Below are 20,761 nucleotides of genomic sequence, written 5' to 3'. Positions count from 1 at the left end.
CGTCGCCGTGGCGGCCCTCGTGCTTCAGTCGTCAGCCTCGCGTGGCAGATCATCACCTGGCGGGAGTCGGGCGCAGAGGTGACCGCCGGCGTCATACCGATGGCTGAAGGACGCCGCCGGCCCGGCGACACCGAGGCCGGGCCGCATGTCTGTGTCGCAATCAAGAACACCGGTCGAGGCGCAATCCAGGTGCGGAGCGTCTACTTCGAGCCGGAGCCGCAGTGGCAGCACCGGCTCATCGAGAAACAAGGGCTCCAGTGGCGGTTCCCGTTCGTGCTCGCCGGCCTCTCCACCGAGATGGTGGCGTTCGATGCTGAGCAGCTCGCGCAGGCGATCGCTGCCGGTGTCGACGCCAGCGTCGGGAGCGTGCAGGCCACCGCGACGGTATGGCTTGGCAACGGTGACCGCGTGAAGGCAACCGGGACGTTCGACATTAGGGTCGCGTAGCGGGCCGAATGTGTCGCAGGCGTGTCGCGCCGGCCCCTCCAGCGGCTAGAAACCGCAGGTCAAAGCGGTTATCGACGGTGAGCCGGCCTGTAGGCGGGGTTCTGTCCGGCGCCGGAGCGCCGGGGTGGCCATCCATCTACGCGGCCTACCTGGGGACATCGGGCGGGCTACCCGTCCCCTGCTCGGCCTTGCTCCGGGTGGGGTTTGCCGAGCCGCCCCGGTCGCCCGGCGCGCTGGTGCGCTCTTACCGCACCGTTTCACCCTTGCCTGTGCCGCCCGGCGGACCGGTCGGCCATCGGCGGTCTGTTCTCTGTGGCACTTTCCTGCGGGTCGCCCCGACTGGCCGCTAGCCAGCACCCTGCCCTGTGGAGCCCCGACCTTCCTCGACCCGGTCGATGCCGGGCCGCGGCCACCCGGCCGGCTCACCGTCGACCTCCACTCTAGGTCGAGGGCCCGCCGGGCCGCCCGGCCCGCCCCTCAGAAGTGCAGCGCCGACAGCTCCGGCACCCATCCGCCGGCCCGCCGGCACGCCTCCCGCCAGCGGTCGCGGTCGGTCACCCGGCCCGGCTCCACGACGACCCTCGGCGACCACAGCGACGCCACCTCCTCGTCGCCCGACCACACGCCGAGCGCGGTGCCGGCCAGGAAGGCGGCGCCGAGCGTGGTCGCCTCGGTCACCGGCGACACCTCGACCGGGCGCTGCGCGGCGTCGGCCAGCGCCTGGACGAACGTGGGGTTGGCGCTCATCCCGCCGTCGACCCGCAGGGACGCGATCTGCACGCCGCCGTCGGCCTCGGCCGCCTCGACGAGGTCGGCGCCGCGGTGGGCGACTCCCTCCAGCACGGCCCGCACGACGTGGGCCCGCTCGGTGCCCCTCGTCAGCCCGAGCAGCGTCCCCCGCGCCCCGTAGTCCCAGGCCGGCGTGCCCAGCCCGAGCAGGGCGGGGACGTACCAGACGCCGCCGCTGTCGGGGACGGACGCCGCCACCTCCGCCGACTCGGCCGCCGAGGAGATGATCCCGAGGTCGTCCCGCAGCCACTCGACGTTGGAGCCGGCCGACAGCACCACCCCCTCGACCCCCCACGTCAGCTGGCCGCCGCGCCGCCAGGCGACGATCGGGAACGTGCCGCCCTCGCCCCACGTCTCGAACGCCGGCCGCTCGGGCCCGAGGCAGACGTCGAGCATCCCGCCGGTCCCGAACGTCGCCTTCGCCATGCCCGGCCACAGGCAGGCCTGCCCGGCGAGCGACGCCTGCTGGTCGCCGGCGATCCCGGCGATCGGCGGCGCGCCCGGGAGCGCCGACGCCTCGCCGACCACGCCGGCGGAGTCGACCACCTCGGGCAGGACGGCCTCGGGGATGCGCAGCGCCGACAGCACGTGGTCGTCCCAGCCGGCGGCGTCGCTCGTCAGCAGCCCGGTCACGGCCGCGTTCGACGGCTCGGTCACGTGGAGGCGCCCGCCCGACAACGTCCACGCCACCCACGTGTCCACCGTGCCGAAGCACAGGTCACGGGTGCGGTCGGGGTCGGCCAGGTCGAGCAGGAACGCCAGCTTGGTGGCCGACAGGTTCGGCGCCAGCCGCAGCCCCTGCTGCTGGAGCATCAGGCACATGCCGGCCGTGCGCAGGTCCTGCCACCCGACGCCGGGCCCGACCGGCTCGCCCGTCGCCCGGTCCCACACGATCGTCGACGCCCGCTGGTTGGCGATGCCGACGCCGGCCACCGGGCCGCCCCGCTCGAGCGCGGCCGTGGCCACCTCGAGGACGGCCGCGGCCATGGCCGCGGCGTCGAACTCCACGAACCCCGGCGCCGGCGAGGACGGGAGCACCTCGCGGTAGGTCTCGCCGACCACGCTCGCGTCCGGGCGGACGACGGCGGCCCGCACGCCGCTGGTGCCGACGTCGACGACGAGCACGCTCACCGCCTCGCCCCCCTCGACACCGCCACCACGCCGCCCAGCAGCCCCGACGCGTACGCGATCAGCGCGCTGAACACCATCTGGGTGACCCGGATGGGGTCGTCCCGCACCACCCGCAGCACGACGCCGACGGCCTGGACGAGGACGAACGCGGCCAGGGCGGCGAGCGCGGCGTTCGTGTAGGGCGCGGCCGCCGCCGACCGGGCCGCGGCGTACCCGCCGGCGGCCAGGCCCAGCAGCACGGCGAGGAAGGGGAGGACGACGGCGTCGGACTCCCGGTCGGTCAGCACCTGGCCGATCACGGCGGCCGGCACGCACACGAGCAGGGCGGTCGCCGCGCCGAGGAGGACGGCCCGCCCGTCGACGTCCCTCACGGCCAGCCGACCGCCCCGAACGGGCTGGGGAGGCCGAGCTTGCCGGGGTTGAGGACGCCGGCCGGGTCGAGCGCGGCCTTGACGGCGGCGAGCACGCCGAACGCCGGACCCAGCGCCTCCTCCACGAACCGGGCCCGGTTGAGCCCGACGCCGTGGTGGTGGCTGAGCACGGCGCCGGCCGAGAGGGCGGCCCGCGTGCCGGCGTCCCACACCGCCCGGTAGTAGGCGTCCCGCTCCTCGGCCGGCGGCACGCCGCCGAAGCTGAAGTACAGGCAGGCGCCGTCGCCGTAGGCGTGGGACTGGTGGGCCGACGCCGCGAGCGTGTGCTCGACGCCGGCGATCGCCGCCGTGGTCCGCTCGTACACGGCGGGCAGGTCGGCCCAGCGGGCGGCCACCTCCATCGTGTCGACCACGTACCCCCGGCCGATCAGCGCCTCGAGCGCCGACACGTCGTTGCGGTGCTCGAGCCACCGCCCGACGAGCCCGGCGTCGAGCGGCGCGGCCGACCCGCTGCACTCCTCGGCGACGACCTCCATGGTCGGCTCGACGAGCGCCCGGTCGCCCTCGTCCAGCACGAGGAGGAGGTGGAGGTCGCCGGTCCCGTAGCTGCGCTGGGCCTCCGCCGCGTCGTAGAGGCGGAGGACGGCCGGCCGGGCGCCCCGCCGGACGATGCGCCGGCAGGCGTCGAGCCCGTCGGCGAACGAGGCGAAGGCCCACGCCTCCCGGCGCTCGGCCGTCGGCGCCGCGTGCAGGCGGAGGCGGGCGCCGGTGATCACGCCGAGCGTGCCCTCGGACCCCACGAACAGCTGGGTGAGGTCGGGCCCGACCGCCGCCCGGGGCGCGCCGCCGGTGGTGATCACGGTGCCGTCGGCCAGGGCCACGTCGAGCCCGGTGACCAGGTCCTCGATCTTGCCGTAGCGGGTCGACAGCTGGCCGGCCGACCGGCAGGCCAGCCACCCGCCGACGGTGGACAGGGCCATCGACTGCGGCCAGTGCCCCAGGGTGAGCCCCTGGTCCCGCAGCTCGGCCTCGAGGCGGTCGCCGAAGGTGCCGGGCCGGACGTCGACGGTCAGCGAGGCGTCGTCCACGTCCACCACGCCGGCGACGCCGCACAGGTCGAGGACGACCCCGCCGAACACCGGGACGCTGGCGCCGCACACCCCGCTGCGACCGGCGGCGGCCGTCACCGGCACTCGGGCGTCGGAGCAGGCGGCGAGGACGGCGGCCACCTCGCCGGCCGTCCGGGGCCGGGCTACGAGCGCGGCGAGCCCGCCGACCTGCCCGCCGGTCGCCCACGTCATGGCCAGCGGCCACCAGTCCCGGCTGGCCTCGGCGAGCCCCGCCGGCTCGGCGTCGACCTCGGCGCAGACCCCGCGCAGCCGCTCGACGAAGGCGTCCGGGACCTCGACGGCCGGCGTCGCCAGCCGGGCGGTGACGGGGCCGGCGCCGCCGAAGGCGATCGGCGGGGTGGGCGCGCCCGGGCCGGGCGGCGGCAGGGGAGCGGGCTCGGCCATGCCGCGGTCAGGCCCCGGCCAGCAGGTCGACCGGGCTCGGCGGCAGCCCGGCCGCCTCCCGCTCCTCGTCGACCGACGCCCGGAAGGACGCGACCTGCGCGGCGACCGTCGCCTCGTCCCACCCGAGGTCGGGCGCGACCAGCGCGGCGACGTCCTCGGCGGCGGCCGCGGTGGCGTCCCTGGCCAGGATCCGGGCCCGGGTGCGCCGGCTCAGGACGTCGTCGAGCGTGGTCGCCATCTCGTAGCGGACGGCGTAGCGGGCCTCGGCCCGCAGGTAGGGCAGGCCGGGGACGAGCGGGCGGGCGAGGTCGGGGTCGGCGGCCAGCATGGCGAGCACGGTGCGGGCCTCGCCGCCGTAGCGGTCGGCGAGGTGGGTGAGCACGGCCGGGTCGACCCCCGGCTGGGTGGTGGCCGAGGCGACCAGGTCGTCGTAGCCGTCGGCGCCGCGGAGGCGCAGGTCGGCGGTCGGCGTCCGCCGCCGGGCCCGGGCCCGGTCCCGCTCGGGCAGCAGCGGCAGCACCTCGTCGACCGTGTCGGCGGCCATCTGCCGGTAGGTCGTGAGCTTGCCGCCGCTGATCGTCACCAGTCCGCTGGCCGAGTGCTCGACCCGGTGGCGGCGGGAGAGGTCCGCGGTGCGGGCGCTGTTGGCGTCCCGGACGAGGGGGCGGAGGCCGGCCCACGTGCCGACCACGTCGTCCTCGGTCACGGGCTCCTCGATCGAGGCGTTCAGCGCCCGCAGCAGGTAGGCGACGTCCTCGCCGGTGCACCGGGGGTCGTCGAGCGGGCCGTCGTAGTCGGTGTCGGTTGTGCCGACGTAGGTCAGGTCGCCCCACGGCACCACGAACACGGTGCGCCGGTCCTTGGGGACGGGCACGACGGCGGCGATCCGGTTGCGCACCTTCGACCACGGGACGGTGACGTGCACCCCCTTGGCCGGGCGGATCGTGCGGGGCCGGCCGACCTCGTCGACGGCCCGGAAGCGGTCCGACCACACGCCGGTGGCGTTGACGACGACGGAGGCCCGGACGTGGACCTCCTCGCCGTCGGCCAGCACCGTGGCGCCGCGGAGGCGGCCGTCGTCGCCCTTGTCGAGCCCGACCACCGACGCGTACGTGGCCACGACGGCGCCGTGGTCGAGGACGGCGGTGCGGGCGACGGCCAGGGTCAGCCGGGCGTCGTCGGCCTGGGCGTCGTAGTAGAGGTAGCCGCCGGCCACCCGGTCCCGCCGGAGGGTCGGCATCTGCTCGAGGCACTCCTCGGCGGAGAGCTTCTCGTGCAGCTTGCCGATGCGGGCGCCGCCGGTCAGGTCGTACATCCACATGGCCGTGCCGAGCGCCCGGGCCAGCTTGCGGCTGATGATCCCGTCCCTGCTGAACACGGGGACGAGGAACGGCAGCAGCTTGACCAGGTGGGGGGCGTTGCGGCGCAGCCGCTGGCGCTCGGCGAGGGCCTGGTAGACGAGGCGGACGTCGCCCTGCTGGAGGTAGCGCAGGCCGCCGTGGACCATCTTCGACGACTTCGACGACGTGCCCGACGCCAGGTCGCCCTTGTCGACGAGGGCGACGCGCAGGCCGCGGGCGGCGGCGTCGAGGGCGACGCCGGTCCCCGTGATCCCGCCGCCGACGACGAGGACGTCGAAGGGGTCGTCGGCCAGCCGGGCGAGGGCGGCGGCCCGCTCGAAGGGGCTGGCGAGCACCCCGGCATCCTAGAAGCCGGCCCCGCAAAGCCCGAACCTCGCGTTCCTCCATGTCGGGCCGCATCGTCCGGGATAGGTTGGTATCGGCGGCACCGACCGGTGTCGCTAGCCGGCGGACCAGGGACAGCTACGACGTGGTGAAACAGGCGGAAGAGCGGGCAGCGCTCGTGACGGAGTTGTTCTCGAATACGGGCACCGGGCCGAGCGGACGACTGTTACGGACGCGCGAGGTCGCGATCCTGTTCCAGGTGTCCGAGCGGGCCGTGACCGACTGGGCGAGGAAGGGCCGCATCCCATCGGTCCGCACGCCCGGCGGTCACCGACGGTACCCGGCGGACGCGGTGAGGACGTTGCTCCAGACCGTGCAGGAACCGGCGATGGTCGACGAGGCCGTCGTCATCGAGGCGCCCTGAGCCCAGCGCCTGCCCGGCTGCTCGACCGTCGGAGCGGGGCGGGCGAGCAGCCGCCGAGGCGCGCCCCGGCGAAGGTGGCGGGGCGTGGTCGTCGGGGGTGAGCGTTCACGAAGCGTGGTCGGCCGGTGGCCCGGGGGACGGATCGGGCGGTCCAGCCTGGACAGGGCCAGGGTGACCGGCAATACTTGCGATTTCGTTGCGAAGGGCTCCCGGCGACGAGGCGAGACCAGGTCTCGGACCGGTCGTGCAGGGGTTCGCGCGACAAGCCGACGTTGGCGCCCTCCCATCGCCAGCTGTCGGTGGCGGACCGCAGGGACTGGCCCGAATCGAAGTCGAACGAACGCGGAGTGAACCCCCGACGATGAAGCTCACCTGGCGCGACGCCGCCGCTTGCCGAGGTCTCGACCCCGAGATCTTCTACCCGGTGTCCGACGAGGAGGCCGACCAGGCCAAGTCCGTCTGCTCCGGGTGCGCGGTCCGCCAAGCGTGCCTGGAGCACGCGCTGGGGGCGCGTGAACGTGACGGGGTGTGGGGCGGCGCCACGGAGAAGGAGCGCCGGCGCATCATCCGTCAACGCCGCCGCACCGCCTGAGGGCGGCGCGGGCGATGGACTTCGAGCTCTCCGAGGAGCTCCAGGCCCTCCAGGAGACCTGCCGGCGCATCGCGCAGGACAAGGTCAAGCCGAGGGCACGGGAGATCGACGAGACCGAGGAGTACCCGCAGGACCTGTTCGAGATCTTCCGGGACGCCGGCCTCCTCGGCCTGTGCATTCCCGAGGACCTCGGCGGCTCCGGCGCCGGCATCCTCGGGCTCACCCTCGCCATCGAGGAGGTGGCGAAGTACTCGAACGCCGCGGCCCTGATGCTGCTGCTCACCCGGCTGCCGACCGGCCCGGTGATGATCGCCGGGTCCCGCGAGCAGAACGAGCGGTACGTGGCCCCGATCGCCGACGGGTCCCTGCGGGCGTCGTTCTGCTTGTCCGAGCCCCAGGCGGGCAGCGACGTGATGGGCATGCGCACCAAGGCCGTCCGGCGCGGCGACGACTGGGTGCTGAACGGGACGAAGTGCTGGATCTCGGGCGTGCGCCAGGCCGACTGGTACACGGTGTTCGCCAAGACGGCCGACGACGTGACGTCCCGCCGCCACGACGCCGTCTCCGCGTTCATCGTCGAGCGGTCCTGGGACGGAGTCGAGCTCGGGTCGATCGACCGCAAGATGGGGGTCAGGGGGGTCGACACCGGCGAGCTCGTGCTCACCGACGTGCGGGTGCCGCCCGAGAACGTGATCGGCGAGATCGGCGGGTTCCGGCTGGCCATGCTCGGGCTCAACTCGATGCGGCCGATCGTGGCCGCCCGAGGGATCGGGCTGGCCGAGGGCGCGCTCATGTACGCCACCGAGTACGTGAAGCAGCGGGCGGCGTTCACGAAGACGATCGCCGACTTCCAGGGCGTGCAGTGGGAGATCGCCAAGCTGGCGACCGAGATCGAGGCGGCCCGGCTGCTCACCTACCGCTCGGCGTGGATGGCCGACCGGGGCCAGTTCCACAAGGAGCACGTGCCGTTCCTGTCGATGGCGAAGTACTACGCCACCGAGGTCGCCGTGCGGGCGTCGAACGTGTGCCTCCAGATGCTCGGCGCGGCCGGGTACATGAAGGACCACCCGATGGAGCTGTACTACCGGGACGCCAAGCAGCTGACGATCGTGGAGGGCACCAGCCAGATCCAGCTCGGCCTCGTGGCGAGGGGCGTGCTGGACGGCGACCTCTGGTGGGACTGACGCCGTAGCCCCGGCTGGCTGGCCAGGGGTGGGTGGTCGGCCGGCGACGGTCGGGCCGTCGCTGGTCGGGCCGTCCGCGAGGGGCCCGTGACGAGGGGCCTGTTGACGACCGGGCGGATGGCGAGTCGTCGTCCAGCAGGTTGACGACCGCCCCGATGGGCGACCCGTCGTCCAGCCCGCCGCCCGCCGGTTCGCGACCCGTCGCCCGGTTCGCGATCGGTCCGCTCGCGACCCGGTCGTCCGGTAGGCGACCGACCCGCTGGCGACCCGCCCTGCGGTCGGCCCGGCCATTGCCGACCCGCCCTGCGGTCGGCCCGGCCGTTGCCGACCCGCCCTGCGGTCCGCCACTCCCTGCCGGAGCGTCGGGCACGACCGGCGCCATCGTGCCGTCCGGGCCCGGGCGGGCGTCGTCGGACGTTGGCCCGGCCGGCCGGGTGGATGCCGCCGACCTTCGACGGCGTCATCGCGTCGTCTCCTCGTTCGCCGCTGCCTGCTCCGGTCCGCCGGTCGCCCGTGCGGCGTGGTGGCGCCCGGGTGCGGGGCCGCCGCTACGGTCGCGGGCGTGGGCGCCCTGACCCTCACCGACCTCGGCGGCTGGCCGGCCGTGCTCGGACCGCTGACGTCGGGCCGGTCGCTCACGTCGGTGCTGGCCGAGGCGGCGATGGCCGAGGTGCTCGAGGGGGCGGCGACGCCGGCCCAGCTGGCCGGGTTCATCGTCGCCCTGCGCATGAAGGGCGAGACGGTCGAGGAGCTCGTCGGCCTGCTCACCGCCATGCTGGCGGCGGCCGAGCCGGTGCCGTTGGCGTCCACCGACGGCCTCGTCGACACCTGCGGCACGGGCGGCGACCGCAGCCGCACGATCAACGTGTCGACCATCGCCGCGCTGGTCGTGGCCGGCGCCGGCGGGCGGGTGTGCAAGCACGGCAACCGGGCCGCGTCGTCGGCCTGCGGCTCGGCCGACCTCCTCGAGGCGCTCGGTGTCGCCATCGACCTCGGCCCCGCCGGCGTCGCCCGCTGCATCGAGGAGGTCGGGATCGGGTTCTGCTTTGCCCCCCGGTTCCACCCGGCCATGCGCCACGCCGGTCCCGCCCGGCGGGAGCTCGGCGTGCCGACCGTGTTCAACTTCCTCGGGCCGATGGCCAACCCGGCCCGGGTTCGGCGCCAGGTGCTCGGGGTGAGCGACCCGTCCATGGCCGAGCGGATGGCGCAGGTGCTCGGGGCCAACGGCGCCGAGCGGGCGCTGGTCGTCTACGGCCACGACGGGCTGGACGAGCTGACCACGACGACCACCTCGACCGTGCTCGAGCTGCGCGACGGCGGTCTGCGGACCTACGTGGTCGACCCCGGCGAGCTCGGCCTCGCGCCTGCCGACCCGGCCGAGCTGAAGGGCGGGGATGCGGCGACGAACGCGTCGCTGGCCCGTGCGGTCCTCGGCGGCGAGCCAGGCCCGCGGCGCGACGTCGTGCTGCTCAACGCCGCAGCCGGGCTGGTGGCCGCCGGCCTGGCCGACGACCTCGTCGACGGCCTGGTGCTGGCCGCGTCCTCGATCGACGAGGGCCGGGCGGCGGCGACGTTGGACCGCCTCGTGGACATTTCGACCGCGGCGCGCACCGCCGGCGGCTGAGCCGCCCTCGACGTCGCCGCCGCTCCGGCCCCGGACGAGCGGCCGGGGCGGAGCCCGCGTAGCGCTACGACGCCGGGTGGGCCGGCGGCGCTACTGCACGCCGAGGCTCCACATCGCCTCGAGATCGTGGCGGCTGTAGGAGCGGAAGGCGATGAGCGTCCGGGTGGCGAGGATGCCCTCGTGCCCGGCGATACGGCGGGTGACGACGTCGGCGAGGTCCTCGTGCTTGCGGACCCGCACCACGACGACCAGGTCCTCGTCGCCGGACACGGAGTACACCTCGGCGACGCCGTCCACCTCCGCCAGCTCCGACGCCAGCGCCGCGATGCGGGCCGGCACGGCCTTGATCAGGACGAAGGCGGACACCATGGCGGCGAAGGCTACCGGTGGCGCCGATCGCCGTCCGGTGGCGCCGATCGCCGCCCCGGGCGCCGGGGCACGCCGACCGGGGGCGGAGGGATCGGCGGGATCGGCGTTGTCGCCGCAGGTGGCGGCGCCGGGAGGACGGCCGGCGCCGGCGGCGGCGGGGGAGGAGGTGGTTGGGCGGAGGAGATCGGCGGCGGCGGGGGAGAAGCCGAGGACGACGGCGGTGGCGGCGGCGCGGGCGATGGTGCCGAGGACATCGTCGGCGGGGGAGGCGGCAGGTGGGCGGACGATCGTGCCGGGGCCGCCGACGCGACGCCCCCACTGTCGACCCGGTTCCCACCGGGGATGAAGGACGGGATCGACACCCCCGCGCCGGGCAGGCCCGCGGTCGACGGCGGGGCGACCGGGACACCGGAGGGCGCCAGCCCCAACGCAGCCTCGATCGCCGCGAGCTCGTCCCTCGCCGCCTCCAGTGCGTCGAGGCGCTCGCCGATGGCGTCGAGCGGCGACGCCTGGTGGCTCGGCTGCCGGTGCGCCGACGCCGCCACCCCGGCGGCGACCAGGCGGGCCGACAGGTCCTCGATCCGCCGCACGTGCCCATCGAGCGCCCGGAGACGCTGCCGCCGGTCGCGCGCCGTCGCCCGGGCGGCCGCGACGACCTGGAGGTCGACCGCCACCGCCTGCGCCTCCAGGTCGTCCACCATCTCGGCGATCGGCGACCGGGGCGCTCGCTGGCGGCGGCGCCCGGCCGGCGCGACGAGCCGGGCGGCGACCACCGCGGCCCGCAGCCTGCGATGCAGCCGTGCCGCCTCGGAGGGCAACACCAGCCACCACAGCGGCGCTGGCGTGGGCGTAGTCCTGCTCACCCGGTTGCGCCGCACCACCTGCCGCCACGCCAACGCCGTCGCGAGCGCGGTGACGAGGATGGACAGGAGGAGGAGGACGAGGAACACCTCGACCGGGCTCACCCGGGCCAGGGTAGCGACGCTCCTCCGGCCCGGAGGTTCGGGCGAGTGGCGCCGTCCTCGGCGCGAACGTCCGTAGCCGGTCGGCCGGGTGCGCCAGCCCGCCTTCCGAGTGGACGACGCGCACGCGGGATGCCTCGTCGTCGAGCCACCGGGCGACGCACACGACCTCGTCCACGACGTGCCTCGGCAACGGGACGAGCCGACCAGCCGAGCCGGCGCCGACCGCGCCGACAGCGCCCGCGGAGGCTCCCACCCCCGCCCCGTCGCCCGTCGCCCCCACAGGGGCCAGCGCGCCTCGCCCGGCCGCCTCCTCGCCGGGCGGCGGGACCACCGTCGGACCGCACACGGCGCTCGACGGCCCCGTGGCGGCCGTACCGGGAGAGCGGACGCCGTCCGGGTGTCGGCGTCGGCCCTCACCGGTGACGGAGGACCGGCCGAGCTCGGTGCCGTCGCTCGGTCGGTCGCCGCCCCCGCCCGCCGGAGCGAGCGGGACCGCCGGGCCGGGCGGGGCGTGACCGCCCGGCCCGACGGCCGCCGTGCGCGCTCGGCGGCCACCCCCACCGCCGAGCGCAGGCCGTGCCGGTCCGGCCAGGCGGAGCGTGGGCGCGAACGCTCCGGCTGCCGCCCCGTGCGCTGCGACGGCCCCTCCCGGTCCGTCGCCGGTCCCCGACCCCCCGCCCCGGTCGACCGCACCCGGCGCGGGCGCAGCCCGCACCGCCACGGCCCCCGCCGAGACGGCGGGTCGTTCGTGGGCGGCGACGGCCCGCCGCGAGCCGTCGCCGCCGTGGCGGGCGCCGTCCCCCACGGCGCCCGCGTCCTCGAGGGCGTCCGGAGCGGCGTCCGGTGCCTGGCTCGCCGTCGCCGGCGCCGGCCGCCACGCCCGGACGAGGCGTCCGTCCTCGATCTCGGCCCACTCGCCGCCGGGCCCCTCGACGACCGTGCGGCCCGCTCGGCGGAGCGCGTCGAGGCGTCGCTGCGTGGCGATGGCCGACGCGAGCGCCGCGGCCCGTTCCCGCACGCCGGCCGCGTCCTCGTACCGACCCGCCGCCGTGAGACGGTCCAGCCGCTGGTCGAGCGGCGCGAGCAAAAGCTCCGGGTCGGACGTCAGTCCACCCACGACCACGTCGACGAGCGACCCGTAGGCCCGCTCCGAGATGTCGCTGGCGCAGGGGCACGTGGCGACGCCGAGGCGGGCGGGCGCGCACGGCGCCGGTCGCGGCGTTCGGGGCGGCCGGGCGCCACACCGTCGCAGCGGCACCACCGTCTCGACGGCTTCCACGGCGAGCCGCGCCTCGCGCCGCGACGGCAGCGGCCCGAGGTACAGGGCACCGTCGTCGCGTACCTCGGCGACCACCGCGAGCCGCGGGAAGCGCTCGCCGAGGCTCAGCTTCACGTAGGCGTACCGGCGCCAGTCCGCAGCAGGGTCGTGGCGGGGCACGAACCGGCTGGCGAGCCGCGAGCGGAGGACCGTCGCCTCCAGCGTGCCCCCGCACACGACGTGGTCCACCGTCGCCGTCTCCCGCACGAGCGCGCTCATCTGCCGACGGCCCCCGCCCGAGAGGTAGGACCGCGCAGCCGCCCGGAGGTTCGAGGCGGTGCCGACGTGGAGGACGCGACGACCGTCGTCGCGGAAGACGTACACGCCCGGCCGCCGCGGCAGGTGGGCGGTGAGGCGCAGCTTGGCCAGCCGAGCGGGACCGTGGATGGTGGGCAGGAGGAGGAGGTCGTCGAGGCCCGTCACGCCGAGCGTGCCGACCCGCTCGAGCAGGGCGTGCAGCAGGTCGACCGTGGCGAGCGCGTCGTCGAGCGCCCGGTGGGTCGGGCGGTGGTCGAGGCGCAGCCCGTCGGCGACCGTGCCGAGCCGGCAGTCGGGCAAGTCCCCCACGAGCAGGCGGCGCGCCAGCGCGCACGTGTCGACCGACGGGTTGCCGAGGCGGTCGTAGCCGGCCCGGAGGAGCGCGGCACCGAGGAAGGCCAGGTCGAAGCGGACGTTGTGCCCGACGACGACGCTCCCACCGACGAACTCGAGCAGGGCGGGCAGGACGGGCTCGATGCGCGGCGCTCGGACCACCATCGCTTCGGTGATCCCCGTGAGGACGGTGATCGACGGTGGGATGGTGCGGCCCGGGTCGACCAGGCTCTGGAAGGTGCCGAGGCGCTCGCCGCCGCGCACCTTGACCGCACCGATCTCGGTGATGGCGTCCGACGACGGGTCGCCGCCTGTCGTCTCGACGTCCACGACGGCGAACGTGACGTCCGCCAGCGGGGTGCCGAGGTCGTCGGAGCACCGGTGCATGGCGGCGAGGCTAGATCGAACGTACGTTCGATGTCAAGCAAGGGCTCGGCGTCGGAGGCCGACAGTACAGTCCCGAGGCGTGGGCGCCGTCCGCTACCGCTGCACGTCGTGCGGGAACCTCACGCGGTTCGACGTCACCGCCACCCGCCGGACCCGCTCCTTCCACCACTACACCCTCGGTGGCGAGCTGACCGTCGAGGACGAGACGGTGCTGGCCGAGACGGTCGAGGACGTCGCCTGCCGCTGGTGCGGCACGAGTGGCGCGGTCGAGGTCGTGGCCGTGCCGGGGAACGAGGGGGCGGCCTGAGCGACGAGCTCGCCGGGCTGTTGCGGCCCGCCCTGGACCTGGCGCTCGACGTCGCCCGCGCCGGCAAGGTGGTGAAGCCGTCGTTGCCGGCACCGAAGCCGGTGGAGCGGGTGCTCGGGTTCGCCAAGCTGTCCTCGGCGGCGTGGGAGGACGTGCGGCGCGGCGTGGCGTCCGACGACGGGTTCCGCGCCCGGGTGGCCATGGTGGCCGACGAGGACGACGTCGGCCGGGCCGGCTGGCTCTGGCTGCACCGGCCCGACGGGTGGGAGGCGGAGCTGGACGACCTGGTCCGTTCGGCGTCCGAGGAGCGCACGAGCGGCGTGGCCGCCGCCGAGCGCCGGGCCCGTCGGGAGGCGGAGCGGGAGGCACGGCGCCGGCAGCGGAGCCTGGAGGAGGAGCGGGACGCGCTGCGCGCCGAGCTGGCGGCGTCGGACCGGGCCCGTCGCCAGGCGCAGGCGGCGCTCGCCGAGCTGGAGGCCGAGCTGGCTCGTGTCCGCGCCGAGTCGCTCGGGGCCAAGCGCCGGGCGAGCGACGCCGAGCGACGCCTCGCGGCCAAGGGAGCGGAGGCGAAGCAGCTGGCCGAGGAGGTCGCCCGGCTGCGGTCGGCGGCGGGCGCGAGCACACCCCCGCGCGACGACCCTCCTGACGACGTTGGCCAGCGGACGGCACCCCCGGACGCGGCGGCCGCCGGAGCGCCGACCATCGCCGATCCCGACCTGCAGGCGGACGGCGACCCGGCCCCCGTCGCCCACACCGCCGCACCGGTGGACCGGGGCGCCGTCGCCGCGCAGGTCGGAGCGGCGGCGAGGGCCGCGGAGGACCTCGCCGGTGCGCTGGGCGCGCTCGCCGCGCTGCTCGACGCCCGGCCGCCGCAGGACGAGCCGACGGGCGGACGGCGCGAACCGGCTGGTCCGGGCGTCGACGGCCGGCGCCTGAGCCGGCAGCCGCGGGGGCAGTCGGCGGCCCGTCGCCGGCCGCTGCGCCTGCCCGGCGGCATCGAGGAGGGCAGCGTCGAGGCCGCAGCCTGGCTCGTGCGCCAGCCGGCGACGGTCCTGGTGGACGGCTACAACGTCTCCCGCTCCGCCTGGGACCATCTCCCGATCGCCGAGCAGCGGGAGCGGTTGCTCGACGCGCTCGAGGCGCTCGAGGCCCGCACCGCCGCCGACCTGCACGTCGTCTTCGACGGGGCGGCTCCCGAGACGACGGCGGCGGCACGCCGGCGGGGTGTGCGCCGAGTGCGCGTCACCTTCTCTCCGGAGGGGGTCGAGGCCGACGATGTCGTGCTCGACCTCGTCGCGTCCGTGCCGGCGGAGCGGCCGGTCGTGGTCGCCACCAGCGACGGGCGGGTCCGTGCGGGGGCCGCCGGGCGGGGGGCGAACGTGGTCTCGGCGCAGCAGCTGCTGGCCATCCTGCGCCGCTGACCTGCGCCGACCGTTCCTGTCACACCCCCTCGGTACGTTCCCCCACGGGTGGCGTCGAGCACCCGGAACGCTGCCGAGGAGACGACGACGTGGACGGAACCTTCCGCATCGACTGCGACGAGTGCGTGATGCAGCACACGCCGACCTGCGAGGAGTGCGTCGTCACGTTCCTCTGCGCCCGTGAGCCGGACGAGGCCGTCATCCTCCACGTCGCGGAGGCGCAGGCGCTGCGCGTCCTCGGCCGCGGTGGCCTCGCCCCCCACCTGCGGCACCGGCGACGGATCGGGTCGGCATGAGCGCTGCCCTCGCGGCCGTCACCGTGGCCGCCGTGGTCGCGGCCTGCGTCCTGTCGCGGGTTGCACGGCGGCAGGCACCGGGCGCGACCATGGCGCCGTGCCCGGTGCCGACTACGTCGAGGATCTGCGCGCCACCGGGCTCGGCGCGGGGCTCGACGCGGTGGGCGTGGCGGCAGCCGACCCGTTCGAGGACACGCGCGCCGTCCTCGAGGAGCGCCGCGAGGCGGGGCTGCACGGCGGCATGCAGTTCACGTACCGGAAGCCCGAGCGGTCGGCCGACCCGCGAGCGACCTTCCCCTGGGCCCGCTCGCTCGTCGTCGGGGCGCTCGGGTACCGCCGGTCGCCGGCGAGCGACGGGCTCGACTCGGGCGAGGTGGGGGACCGCGTCCCGGCGCCAGCGGCACGCGTCGCCCGGTACGCCTGGTTCGATGCCTACGCCGACCTCCGGGCGGCGCTCGGCGCCGTCGCGGACCGGTTGGCGGGCGACGGCTGGCGGGCGACGGTCGTCTGCGACGACAACGCGCTCGTGGACCGCGCCGCCGCCCACCGGGCCGGTCTCGGGTGGTACGGCAAGAGCACCAACCTGCTCCTCCCCGGTCGGGGCTCCTGGTTCGTCCTCGGGTCGGTGGTCACGGACGCGCCGCTCCCGCCCGGCGTGCCCGTCGACGACGGGTGCGGCCCGTGCCGTCGGTGCATCGACGCCTGCCCCACCGGCGCCATCGTGGCGCCCGGCGTCCTCGACGCCCGCCGGTGCCTCGCCTGGCTGGTCCAGGCCGACGGGGTGTTCCCACGCGAGCACCGGGTGGCGCTCGGCGACCGGATCTACGGGTGCGACGAGTGCCAGGAGGTGTGCCCGCCGAACCGGGTGGAGGAGCGTCGCGTCGCAGCGGCACCGGCGCCGGCGGGGGCGACGCCGGAGGTCGACCTCGTCGCGCTCCTCGCCGCCGACGACGACGCGCTCATGGCGCGCCACGGGCGGTGGTACGTCCCGCGTCGCCAGCCGCGGTACCTCCGCCGCAACGCGCTCGTCGCCCTGGGAAACGCCGGGCGGGGCGACCACGCGCCGACGGTCGAGACCGTTCGGCGGTACCTGGGGTCGGCCGATCCGCTCCTCCGTGCCCACGCCGTGTGGGCGGCCCGCCGCCTCGGCCGGCACGACCTGGTCGACGCCGTCGACGACGACGACGACCCGTTGGTGCGTGACGAGCTGGCGGCATCGGCGCCTCCTGCCGTCGCCGTTGCCGCCGCTCGCTGACGGTGCACCACCTGCTCGTCACCAACGACTTCCCGCCGAAGGTCGGTGGGATCCAGTCGTACCTCTGGGAGCTGTGGCGCCGGCTGCCGCCCGACGAGTTCACGGTGCTCACGACCCCTCACCCGGGTGCCGCCGAGTTCGACGCCGCCCAGCCCTTCGGGGTCGTGCGGACACGCGAGCGAGTCCTGTGGCCGACGAGCGGGCTCCTCCGCCGGATCGAGGCCCTCGCCCACGACCGCTCGGCCGGTCTCGTCGTGCTCGACCCCGCGTTGCCGGTCGGGCTCCTCGGGCCGCGACTGTCGGTCCCCTACGCCGTCGTCGTGCACGGGGCGGAGGTGACGGTCCCCGGTCGCCTGCCGGCGACGCGGCCGCTGCTGGCCCGGGTGCTGCGCGGGGCGACCCACGTCGTCGCCGCAGGCGGGTACCCGGCCGCGGAGGCGGAGCGCGCCGCCGGCCGATCGTTGGCGACGACAGTCGTGCCTCCCGGCACCGACGTCGACCGGTTCCGACCGCTCGACGGGCCGGCCCGCGCCGAGGCCCGGCGGGCCATGGGCCTCCCGCCCGACGGCCGTCTGGTCACCAGCGTCAGCCGGCTCGTGCCGCGCAAGGGAATGGACGTCCTCGTCCGGGCCGCGGCCCGATTGACGGCCGACCGTCCGGACCTCTCGGTCGCCATCGCCGGCAGCGGGCGGGACCAGGGCCGGCTCGAGCGACTGGCGGCCTCGACGGGCGCGCCCGTGCGGTTCCTCGGTCGCGTTCCGGACGACCGCCTCCCCGCCGTCTACGGCATGGGTGACGTGTTCGCCATGCTGTGCCGCAACCGGTGGGGCGGCCTGGAGCAGGAGGGCTTCGGCATCGTGTTCCTCGAGGCGGCGGCGTGTGGTGTGCCCCAGGTCGCGGGCGACAGCGGTGGCGCGGCGGAGGCCGTCGCCGACGGCGAGACGGGCATCGTCGTTCGCCGGCCGGCCGACGTCGAGCGCGTCGCCGACGCGCTCGCGTCGCTGCTCGACGACCCCGACCGGCGGCAGGCGCTCGGGCGCGCAGCGCGCCAGCGGGCCGTCGCCGAGTTCTCGTACGACCACCTGGCGCGGCGGCTGCACGGGGCGCTCGCCGAGGCGGCCGGCCGTGGCTGAGCGGGAGGGGACCGTCGGCGGGGCGATCGTCCGCGCCTCGTTCGCCGGCACCGCGGTGCTGATCCTCGCCTGCGCCGCCGGGGTCGCCGACGCCGACACGCTCGGCGTCGTGACCGCGGGCGTCGGCGTCGCCATGCTGGCCGTCGGGTCGGTGCTGTTCCTGTGGGCGTACGGCATCGCCGTCAACCGCAGCCGCACCGACGCCATCGGCATCGGCGGCCTCTACTTCCTGGCCGGCAGCGCGCCGCGACCGGTGCGCGTCCGGCTGCTCGGGTCGTTCTTCGCGCAGGTCGTCGTCGCCGTCGTCGCCGCGAGCATCCGCCCGTACACGAACCTGGCGTTCTCGGTGCTGGCCCCGGTCTACGGCCTCGCGCTCTGCGGGCTCTGGGCCGCCCGGTACGGCACCTTCCCCGCGCGGAACCCCTCGCCCAAGGGCGGGCGGCGCACCGCCGCCTCGTCGTCGGGCCGCCGAACGGACGCACCGTCGGGCGGCGCGCCTGGCCAGCAGCGGGCGGCGGGCGAGGGGGCGGCGGCTGGCGGGCAGTCGGCGGGACGCAAGGGCGAGGCGGCGGCGGGCGGGCCCGCGTCTGCGGGTCGGCGACGGCGGGGGGGAGCGGCATCAGATCGGGGAGCGCCCACGGACTCGGGAAGGGCCGCGACGGGCGATGGCGACTCGACGAGCGAGCGGCCGCCCGGCACCACCGACCCCGGATGACGGCGCCAACCCCTCGGCACCACCGACCCCGCTTGACGGCGCGCACCCCTCGGCGCCACCGACCCCGGCTGACCGTCGCCGGGCGTCGCCCCCCGGCCCGGAACCCGGCCGCCCGCCGCCGCGAAGCGCACGACCGGACGGGGACGGAGCCCGCCACCGCGGCCATCGACCACAATGCAGGCATGGCCGACCAGGCGACGCAGCGGACGACGATCAGCGCCTCCCCTGAGCGGTGCTGGGAGGTGGCGACCGGGTTCGAGCGCTATCCCGAGTGGGCCAGGGACGTGAAGGAGGCGCGGGTCGTCACCCGCGACGAGGAGGGCCGGGGGGTCGAGGTCGAGTACCGGGCGGCGGCCATGGGCCGGAGCACGACGTACACCCTCTGCTACGACTACGAGGGCGCGCCGTACCGGCTGTCGTGGCGGCTCGTGAAGGGCGACATCATGCGGCGCCTCGACGGGGCCTACGAGTTCTCGCCGGTCGAGGGGGACGAGGACGCCACCGACGTCGTGTACCACCTGGCCGTGGAGCTGGTGGTCCCGCTCCCCGGCTTCGTGAAGCGGCGGGCCGAGGCCCGCATCATCCACGTCGCCCTCCGCGAGCTGAAGGCCCACGTCGAGTCGCTCGCCGGCGCCCACGGCGGCTAGCCGGTGCGCGTCCTGCTGTTCACCGGCAAGGGCGGCGTCGGCAAGACCACGACGGCGGCGGCCACGGCGCTGCGCTGCGCCGACGCCGGGCAACGGACCATCGTCCTCTCCACCGACCCGGCCCACTCGCTGGCCGACGCCTTCGACATCGAGCTGGGCTCGCTCGCGACGCCGATCACCGACCACCTCTGGGGCCAGCAGCTCGACGCCCAGGAGCGCATGGAGGACTCGTGGGCCGAGATCCAGGCCTGGCTCTCCGAGGTCTTCCGCTGGGCCGGCGTCGAGGCCATCGAGGCCGAGGAGCTCGCCGTGCTGCCCGGCCTCGACGAGATCTTCGCCCTCGCCGACCTGAAGGCCTACGCCACGTCGGGGGACTGGGACGTCGTCGTCGTCGACTGCGCGCCGACCGCGGAGACCCTGCGCCTCCTGTCGCTCCCCGACGTCCTGTCCTGGTACATGGAGCGGCTGTTCCCGCTCGGCCGGCGGGTGAACCGGGTGGTGGCGCCCGTGCTGTCCAGGGTGACGTCGCTGCCGGTCGCCGGCGACGAGGTGTTCGCCGCCACCCGCCGCTTCTACGACCGCCTCGACGGCATCCGTGACGTCCTCACCGACCCGGCCCGCACGAGCGTCCGGCTCGTCGTCAACCCGGAGCGGATGGTGATCGCCGAGGCCCGCCGCACGGCGACCTACCTCGCGCTGTTCGGCTACTCCGTCGACGCCGTCGTCGCCAACCGCCTCCTGCCCGACGCCGTCAGCGACCCCTGGTTCGACCGCTGGAAGAAGACCCATGCGCTCCACCTGGCCGCCATCGAAGAGGGGTTCGCGCCGCTGCCCGTGCTGCGGGCCGAGCTGGCCGACACCGAGCTGGTCGGCGTCGACCTCCTCCGGGAGTTCGCCGCCCGCCTGTACGCCGGCGTCGACCCGGCCGAGCGGCTCCACGAGGGCACGCCGCTGCGGGTCGACCGGCGCGGCGACCGGTGGGTGCTGACCCTGCCGCTGCCCTTCGCCGACCGCGACGACCTCGAGCTCGGGCGGCGGGGCGACGAGCTGCTCGTCCGGGTCGGCGCCTACCGCCGGGCGGTCCTGCTGCCCGACACCCTCCGGCGCCGCGAGGTGGCCGGCGCGAGCCTCAAGGACGGAAGCCTGGCCGTGACGTTCGAGGATGGGCCGGACCGGCCGATGGATGGGGGAGCGCCCCGCTAGGGCGACGAGTGCCGGCCCGCGACCCGGGTCGGGACGGGAGGACGAGTGGACGACGCACGAGCGCGAGAGGGACTCGAGCACCTGCAGGCCGGGGTGCTGGAGCTGATCGCCGCGGCCAGGGCCCTGCTCGACGTGGCCGAGGACCTGGTGCGCGACCCGGGGACGGCCGCCGCGGTCACGACGGTGGTGTCGACCGTGGCGCGCGCGGTGACGGGAGCGGCGGCCGCCGGCCGGGCCGCCACCGAGGAGCCGGCCGATCGCGAGCGCGGCGGGTCCGTGCAGCGCATCCGGGTGTCGTGACGCCATGCGCCTCCTCCGGCTGACCGACGACCGCACCTTCGAGCTCGACCTCCACCCCTTCGTCACCGTCGTCCAGGGCCTCGACGAGCGGAG

General features: G+C 76.1%; 20 protein-coding genes and 1 other RNA gene. 14 read left to right on the top strand and 7 right to left on the bottom strand.

The features are described 5' to 3' along the window. The first annotated feature begins 78 nt into the window (after positions 1-78). Positions 79-447: a hypothetical protein gene (locus VGB14_12855; GenBank protein HEX9993810.1), complete on the top strand. Its 369-nt coding sequence runs from the start codon at positions 79-81 to the stop codon at positions 445-447. Between the two features lie 74 nt (positions 448-521). Here VGB14_12855 and rnpB read toward each other — a convergent pair. The 5 genes from rnpB to VGB14_12830 all read right to left on the bottom strand — a co-directional run bounded on the left by rnpB (position 522) and on the right by VGB14_12830 (position 5,948). Further along, positions 522-872, bottom strand: an RNA gene (gene rnpB / locus VGB14_12850) — RNase P RNA component class A. A 52-nt stretch (positions 873-924) separates the two neighbouring features. After that, positions 925-2,367, bottom strand: coding sequence for an FGGY-family carbohydrate kinase (locus VGB14_12845; GenBank protein HEX9993809.1), 1,443 nt, complete (start codon positions 2,365-2,367; stop codon positions 925-927). Beyond that, on the bottom strand, positions 2,364-2,738 hold the full coding sequence (locus VGB14_12840; GenBank protein ID HEX9993808.1) for a hypothetical protein: 375 nt from the start codon (positions 2,736-2,738) through the stop codon (positions 2,364-2,366). Before VGB14_12840 ends, VGB14_12845 begins: the two co-directional genes overlap by 4 nt. Then, positions 2,735-4,252: an FAD-binding oxidoreductase gene (locus VGB14_12835; protein HEX9993807.1), complete on the bottom strand. Its 1,518-nt coding sequence runs from the start codon at positions 4,250-4,252 to the stop codon at positions 2,735-2,737. Before VGB14_12835 ends, VGB14_12840 begins: the two co-directional genes overlap by 4 nt. Before the next feature lie 7 nt (positions 4,253-4,259). Beyond that, complete coding sequence (locus VGB14_12830) at positions 4,260-5,948, bottom strand: glycerol-3-phosphate dehydrogenase/oxidase (protein ID HEX9993806.1); 1,689 nt, start codon at positions 5,946-5,948, stop codon at positions 4,260-4,262. 50 nt (positions 5,949-5,998) lie between these two features. Here VGB14_12830 and VGB14_12825 point away from each other — a divergent pair, with 50 nt between their 5' ends. The 4 genes from VGB14_12825 to trpD all read left to right on the top strand — a co-directional run bounded on the left by VGB14_12825 (position 5,999) and on the right by trpD (position 9,761). After that, positions 5,999-6,361, top strand: coding sequence for a helix-turn-helix domain-containing protein (locus VGB14_12825; GenBank protein HEX9993805.1), 363 nt, complete (start codon positions 5,999-6,001; stop codon positions 6,359-6,361). A gap of 361 nt (positions 6,362-6,722) precedes the next feature. Continuing rightward, positions 6,723-6,953, top strand: a complete 231-nt coding sequence (locus VGB14_12820) for a WhiB family transcriptional regulator (protein ID HEX9993804.1) — start codon at positions 6,723-6,725, stop codon at positions 6,951-6,953. 14 nt (positions 6,954-6,967) lie between these two features. Then, positions 6,968-8,137 carry an acyl-CoA dehydrogenase family protein gene (locus tag VGB14_12815; protein HEX9993803.1) on the top strand — a complete coding sequence of 390 codons (1,170 nt, stop codon included), beginning with the start codon at positions 6,968-6,970 and terminating at the stop codon, positions 8,135-8,137. A 562-nt stretch (positions 8,138-8,699) separates the two neighbouring features. Next, positions 8,700-9,761 (top strand): anthranilate phosphoribosyltransferase, encoded by a 1,062-nt coding sequence (trpD, locus tag VGB14_12810; protein HEX9993802.1) that lies wholly within the window; start codon positions 8,700-8,702, stop codon positions 9,759-9,761. Between the two features lie 90 nt (positions 9,762-9,851). On the opposite strand, the gene VGB14_12805 is transcribed toward trpD, so the two are convergent. Beyond that, on the bottom strand, positions 9,852-10,130 hold the full coding sequence (locus VGB14_12805; protein HEX9993801.1) for an Lrp/AsnC ligand binding domain-containing protein: 279 nt from the start codon (positions 10,128-10,130) through the stop codon (positions 9,852-9,854). Between the two features lie 11 nt (positions 10,131-10,141). Next, positions 10,142-11,095, bottom strand: a complete 954-nt coding sequence (locus VGB14_12800; protein ID HEX9993800.1) for a hypothetical protein — start codon at positions 11,093-11,095, stop codon at positions 10,142-10,144. A gap of 2,375 nt (positions 11,096-13,470) precedes the next feature. On the opposite strand from VGB14_12800, the gene VGB14_12795 reads away from it, so the two are divergent. The 9 genes from VGB14_12795 to VGB14_12755 all read left to right on the top strand — a co-directional run bounded on the left by VGB14_12795 (position 13,471) and on the right by VGB14_12755 (position 20,668). Then, positions 13,471-13,698: a hypothetical protein gene (locus VGB14_12795; GenBank protein ID HEX9993799.1), complete on the top strand. Its 228-nt coding sequence runs from the start codon at positions 13,471-13,473 to the stop codon at positions 13,696-13,698. A 20-nt stretch (positions 13,699-13,718) separates the two neighbouring features. Next, positions 13,719-15,119: an NYN domain-containing protein gene (locus VGB14_12790; protein ID HEX9993798.1), complete on the top strand. Its 1,401-nt coding sequence runs from the start codon at positions 13,719-13,721 to the stop codon at positions 15,117-15,119. A gap of 89 nt (positions 15,120-15,208) precedes the next feature. Next, positions 15,209-15,415: a hypothetical protein gene (locus tag VGB14_12785; GenBank protein ID HEX9993797.1), complete on the top strand. Its 207-nt coding sequence runs from the start codon at positions 15,209-15,211 to the stop codon at positions 15,413-15,415. Between the two features lie 97 nt (positions 15,416-15,512). After that, positions 15,513-16,670, top strand: coding sequence for a tRNA epoxyqueuosine(34) reductase QueG (gene queG / locus VGB14_12780; protein HEX9993796.1), 1,158 nt, complete (start codon positions 15,513-15,515; stop codon positions 16,668-16,670). 2 nt (positions 16,671-16,672) lie between these two features. Beyond that, positions 16,673-17,803, top strand: a complete 1,131-nt coding sequence (locus VGB14_12775) for a glycosyltransferase family 4 protein (GenBank protein ID HEX9993795.1) — start codon at positions 16,673-16,675, stop codon at positions 17,801-17,803. After that, entirely contained in the window at positions 17,796-18,518 is a 723-nt protein-coding gene (locus tag VGB14_12770; GenBank protein HEX9993794.1) for a hypothetical protein, read from the top strand. Before VGB14_12775 ends, VGB14_12770 begins: the two co-directional genes overlap by 8 nt. A 182-nt stretch (positions 18,519-18,700) precedes the next feature. Continuing rightward, positions 18,701-19,165 carry an SRPBCC family protein gene (locus tag VGB14_12765; protein HEX9993793.1) on the top strand — a complete coding sequence of 155 codons (465 nt, stop codon included), beginning with the start codon at positions 18,701-18,703 and terminating at the stop codon, positions 19,163-19,165. A gap of 3 nt (positions 19,166-19,168) precedes the next feature. Beyond that, complete coding sequence (locus VGB14_12760; protein HEX9993792.1) at positions 19,169-20,368, top strand: TRC40/GET3/ArsA family transport-energizing ATPase; 1,200 nt, start codon at positions 19,169-19,171, stop codon at positions 20,366-20,368. A 45-nt stretch (positions 20,369-20,413) separates the two neighbouring features. Beyond that, a complete protein-coding gene (locus VGB14_12755; GenBank protein ID HEX9993791.1) occupies positions 20,414-20,668 on the top strand; it encodes a hypothetical protein in 255 nt (84 codons plus the stop codon). Positions 20,669-20,761: the final 93 nt, after the last annotated feature.

The organism is Acidimicrobiales bacterium (assembly GCA_036399815.1).
In the GTDB taxonomy this organism is placed as follows: Bacteria; Actinomycetota; Acidimicrobiia; order Acidimicrobiales; family DASWMK01; genus DASWMK01.
Note: the sequence above shows the minus strand (reverse complement) of the source record. Positions and strands in the feature narration are given on the sequence as shown.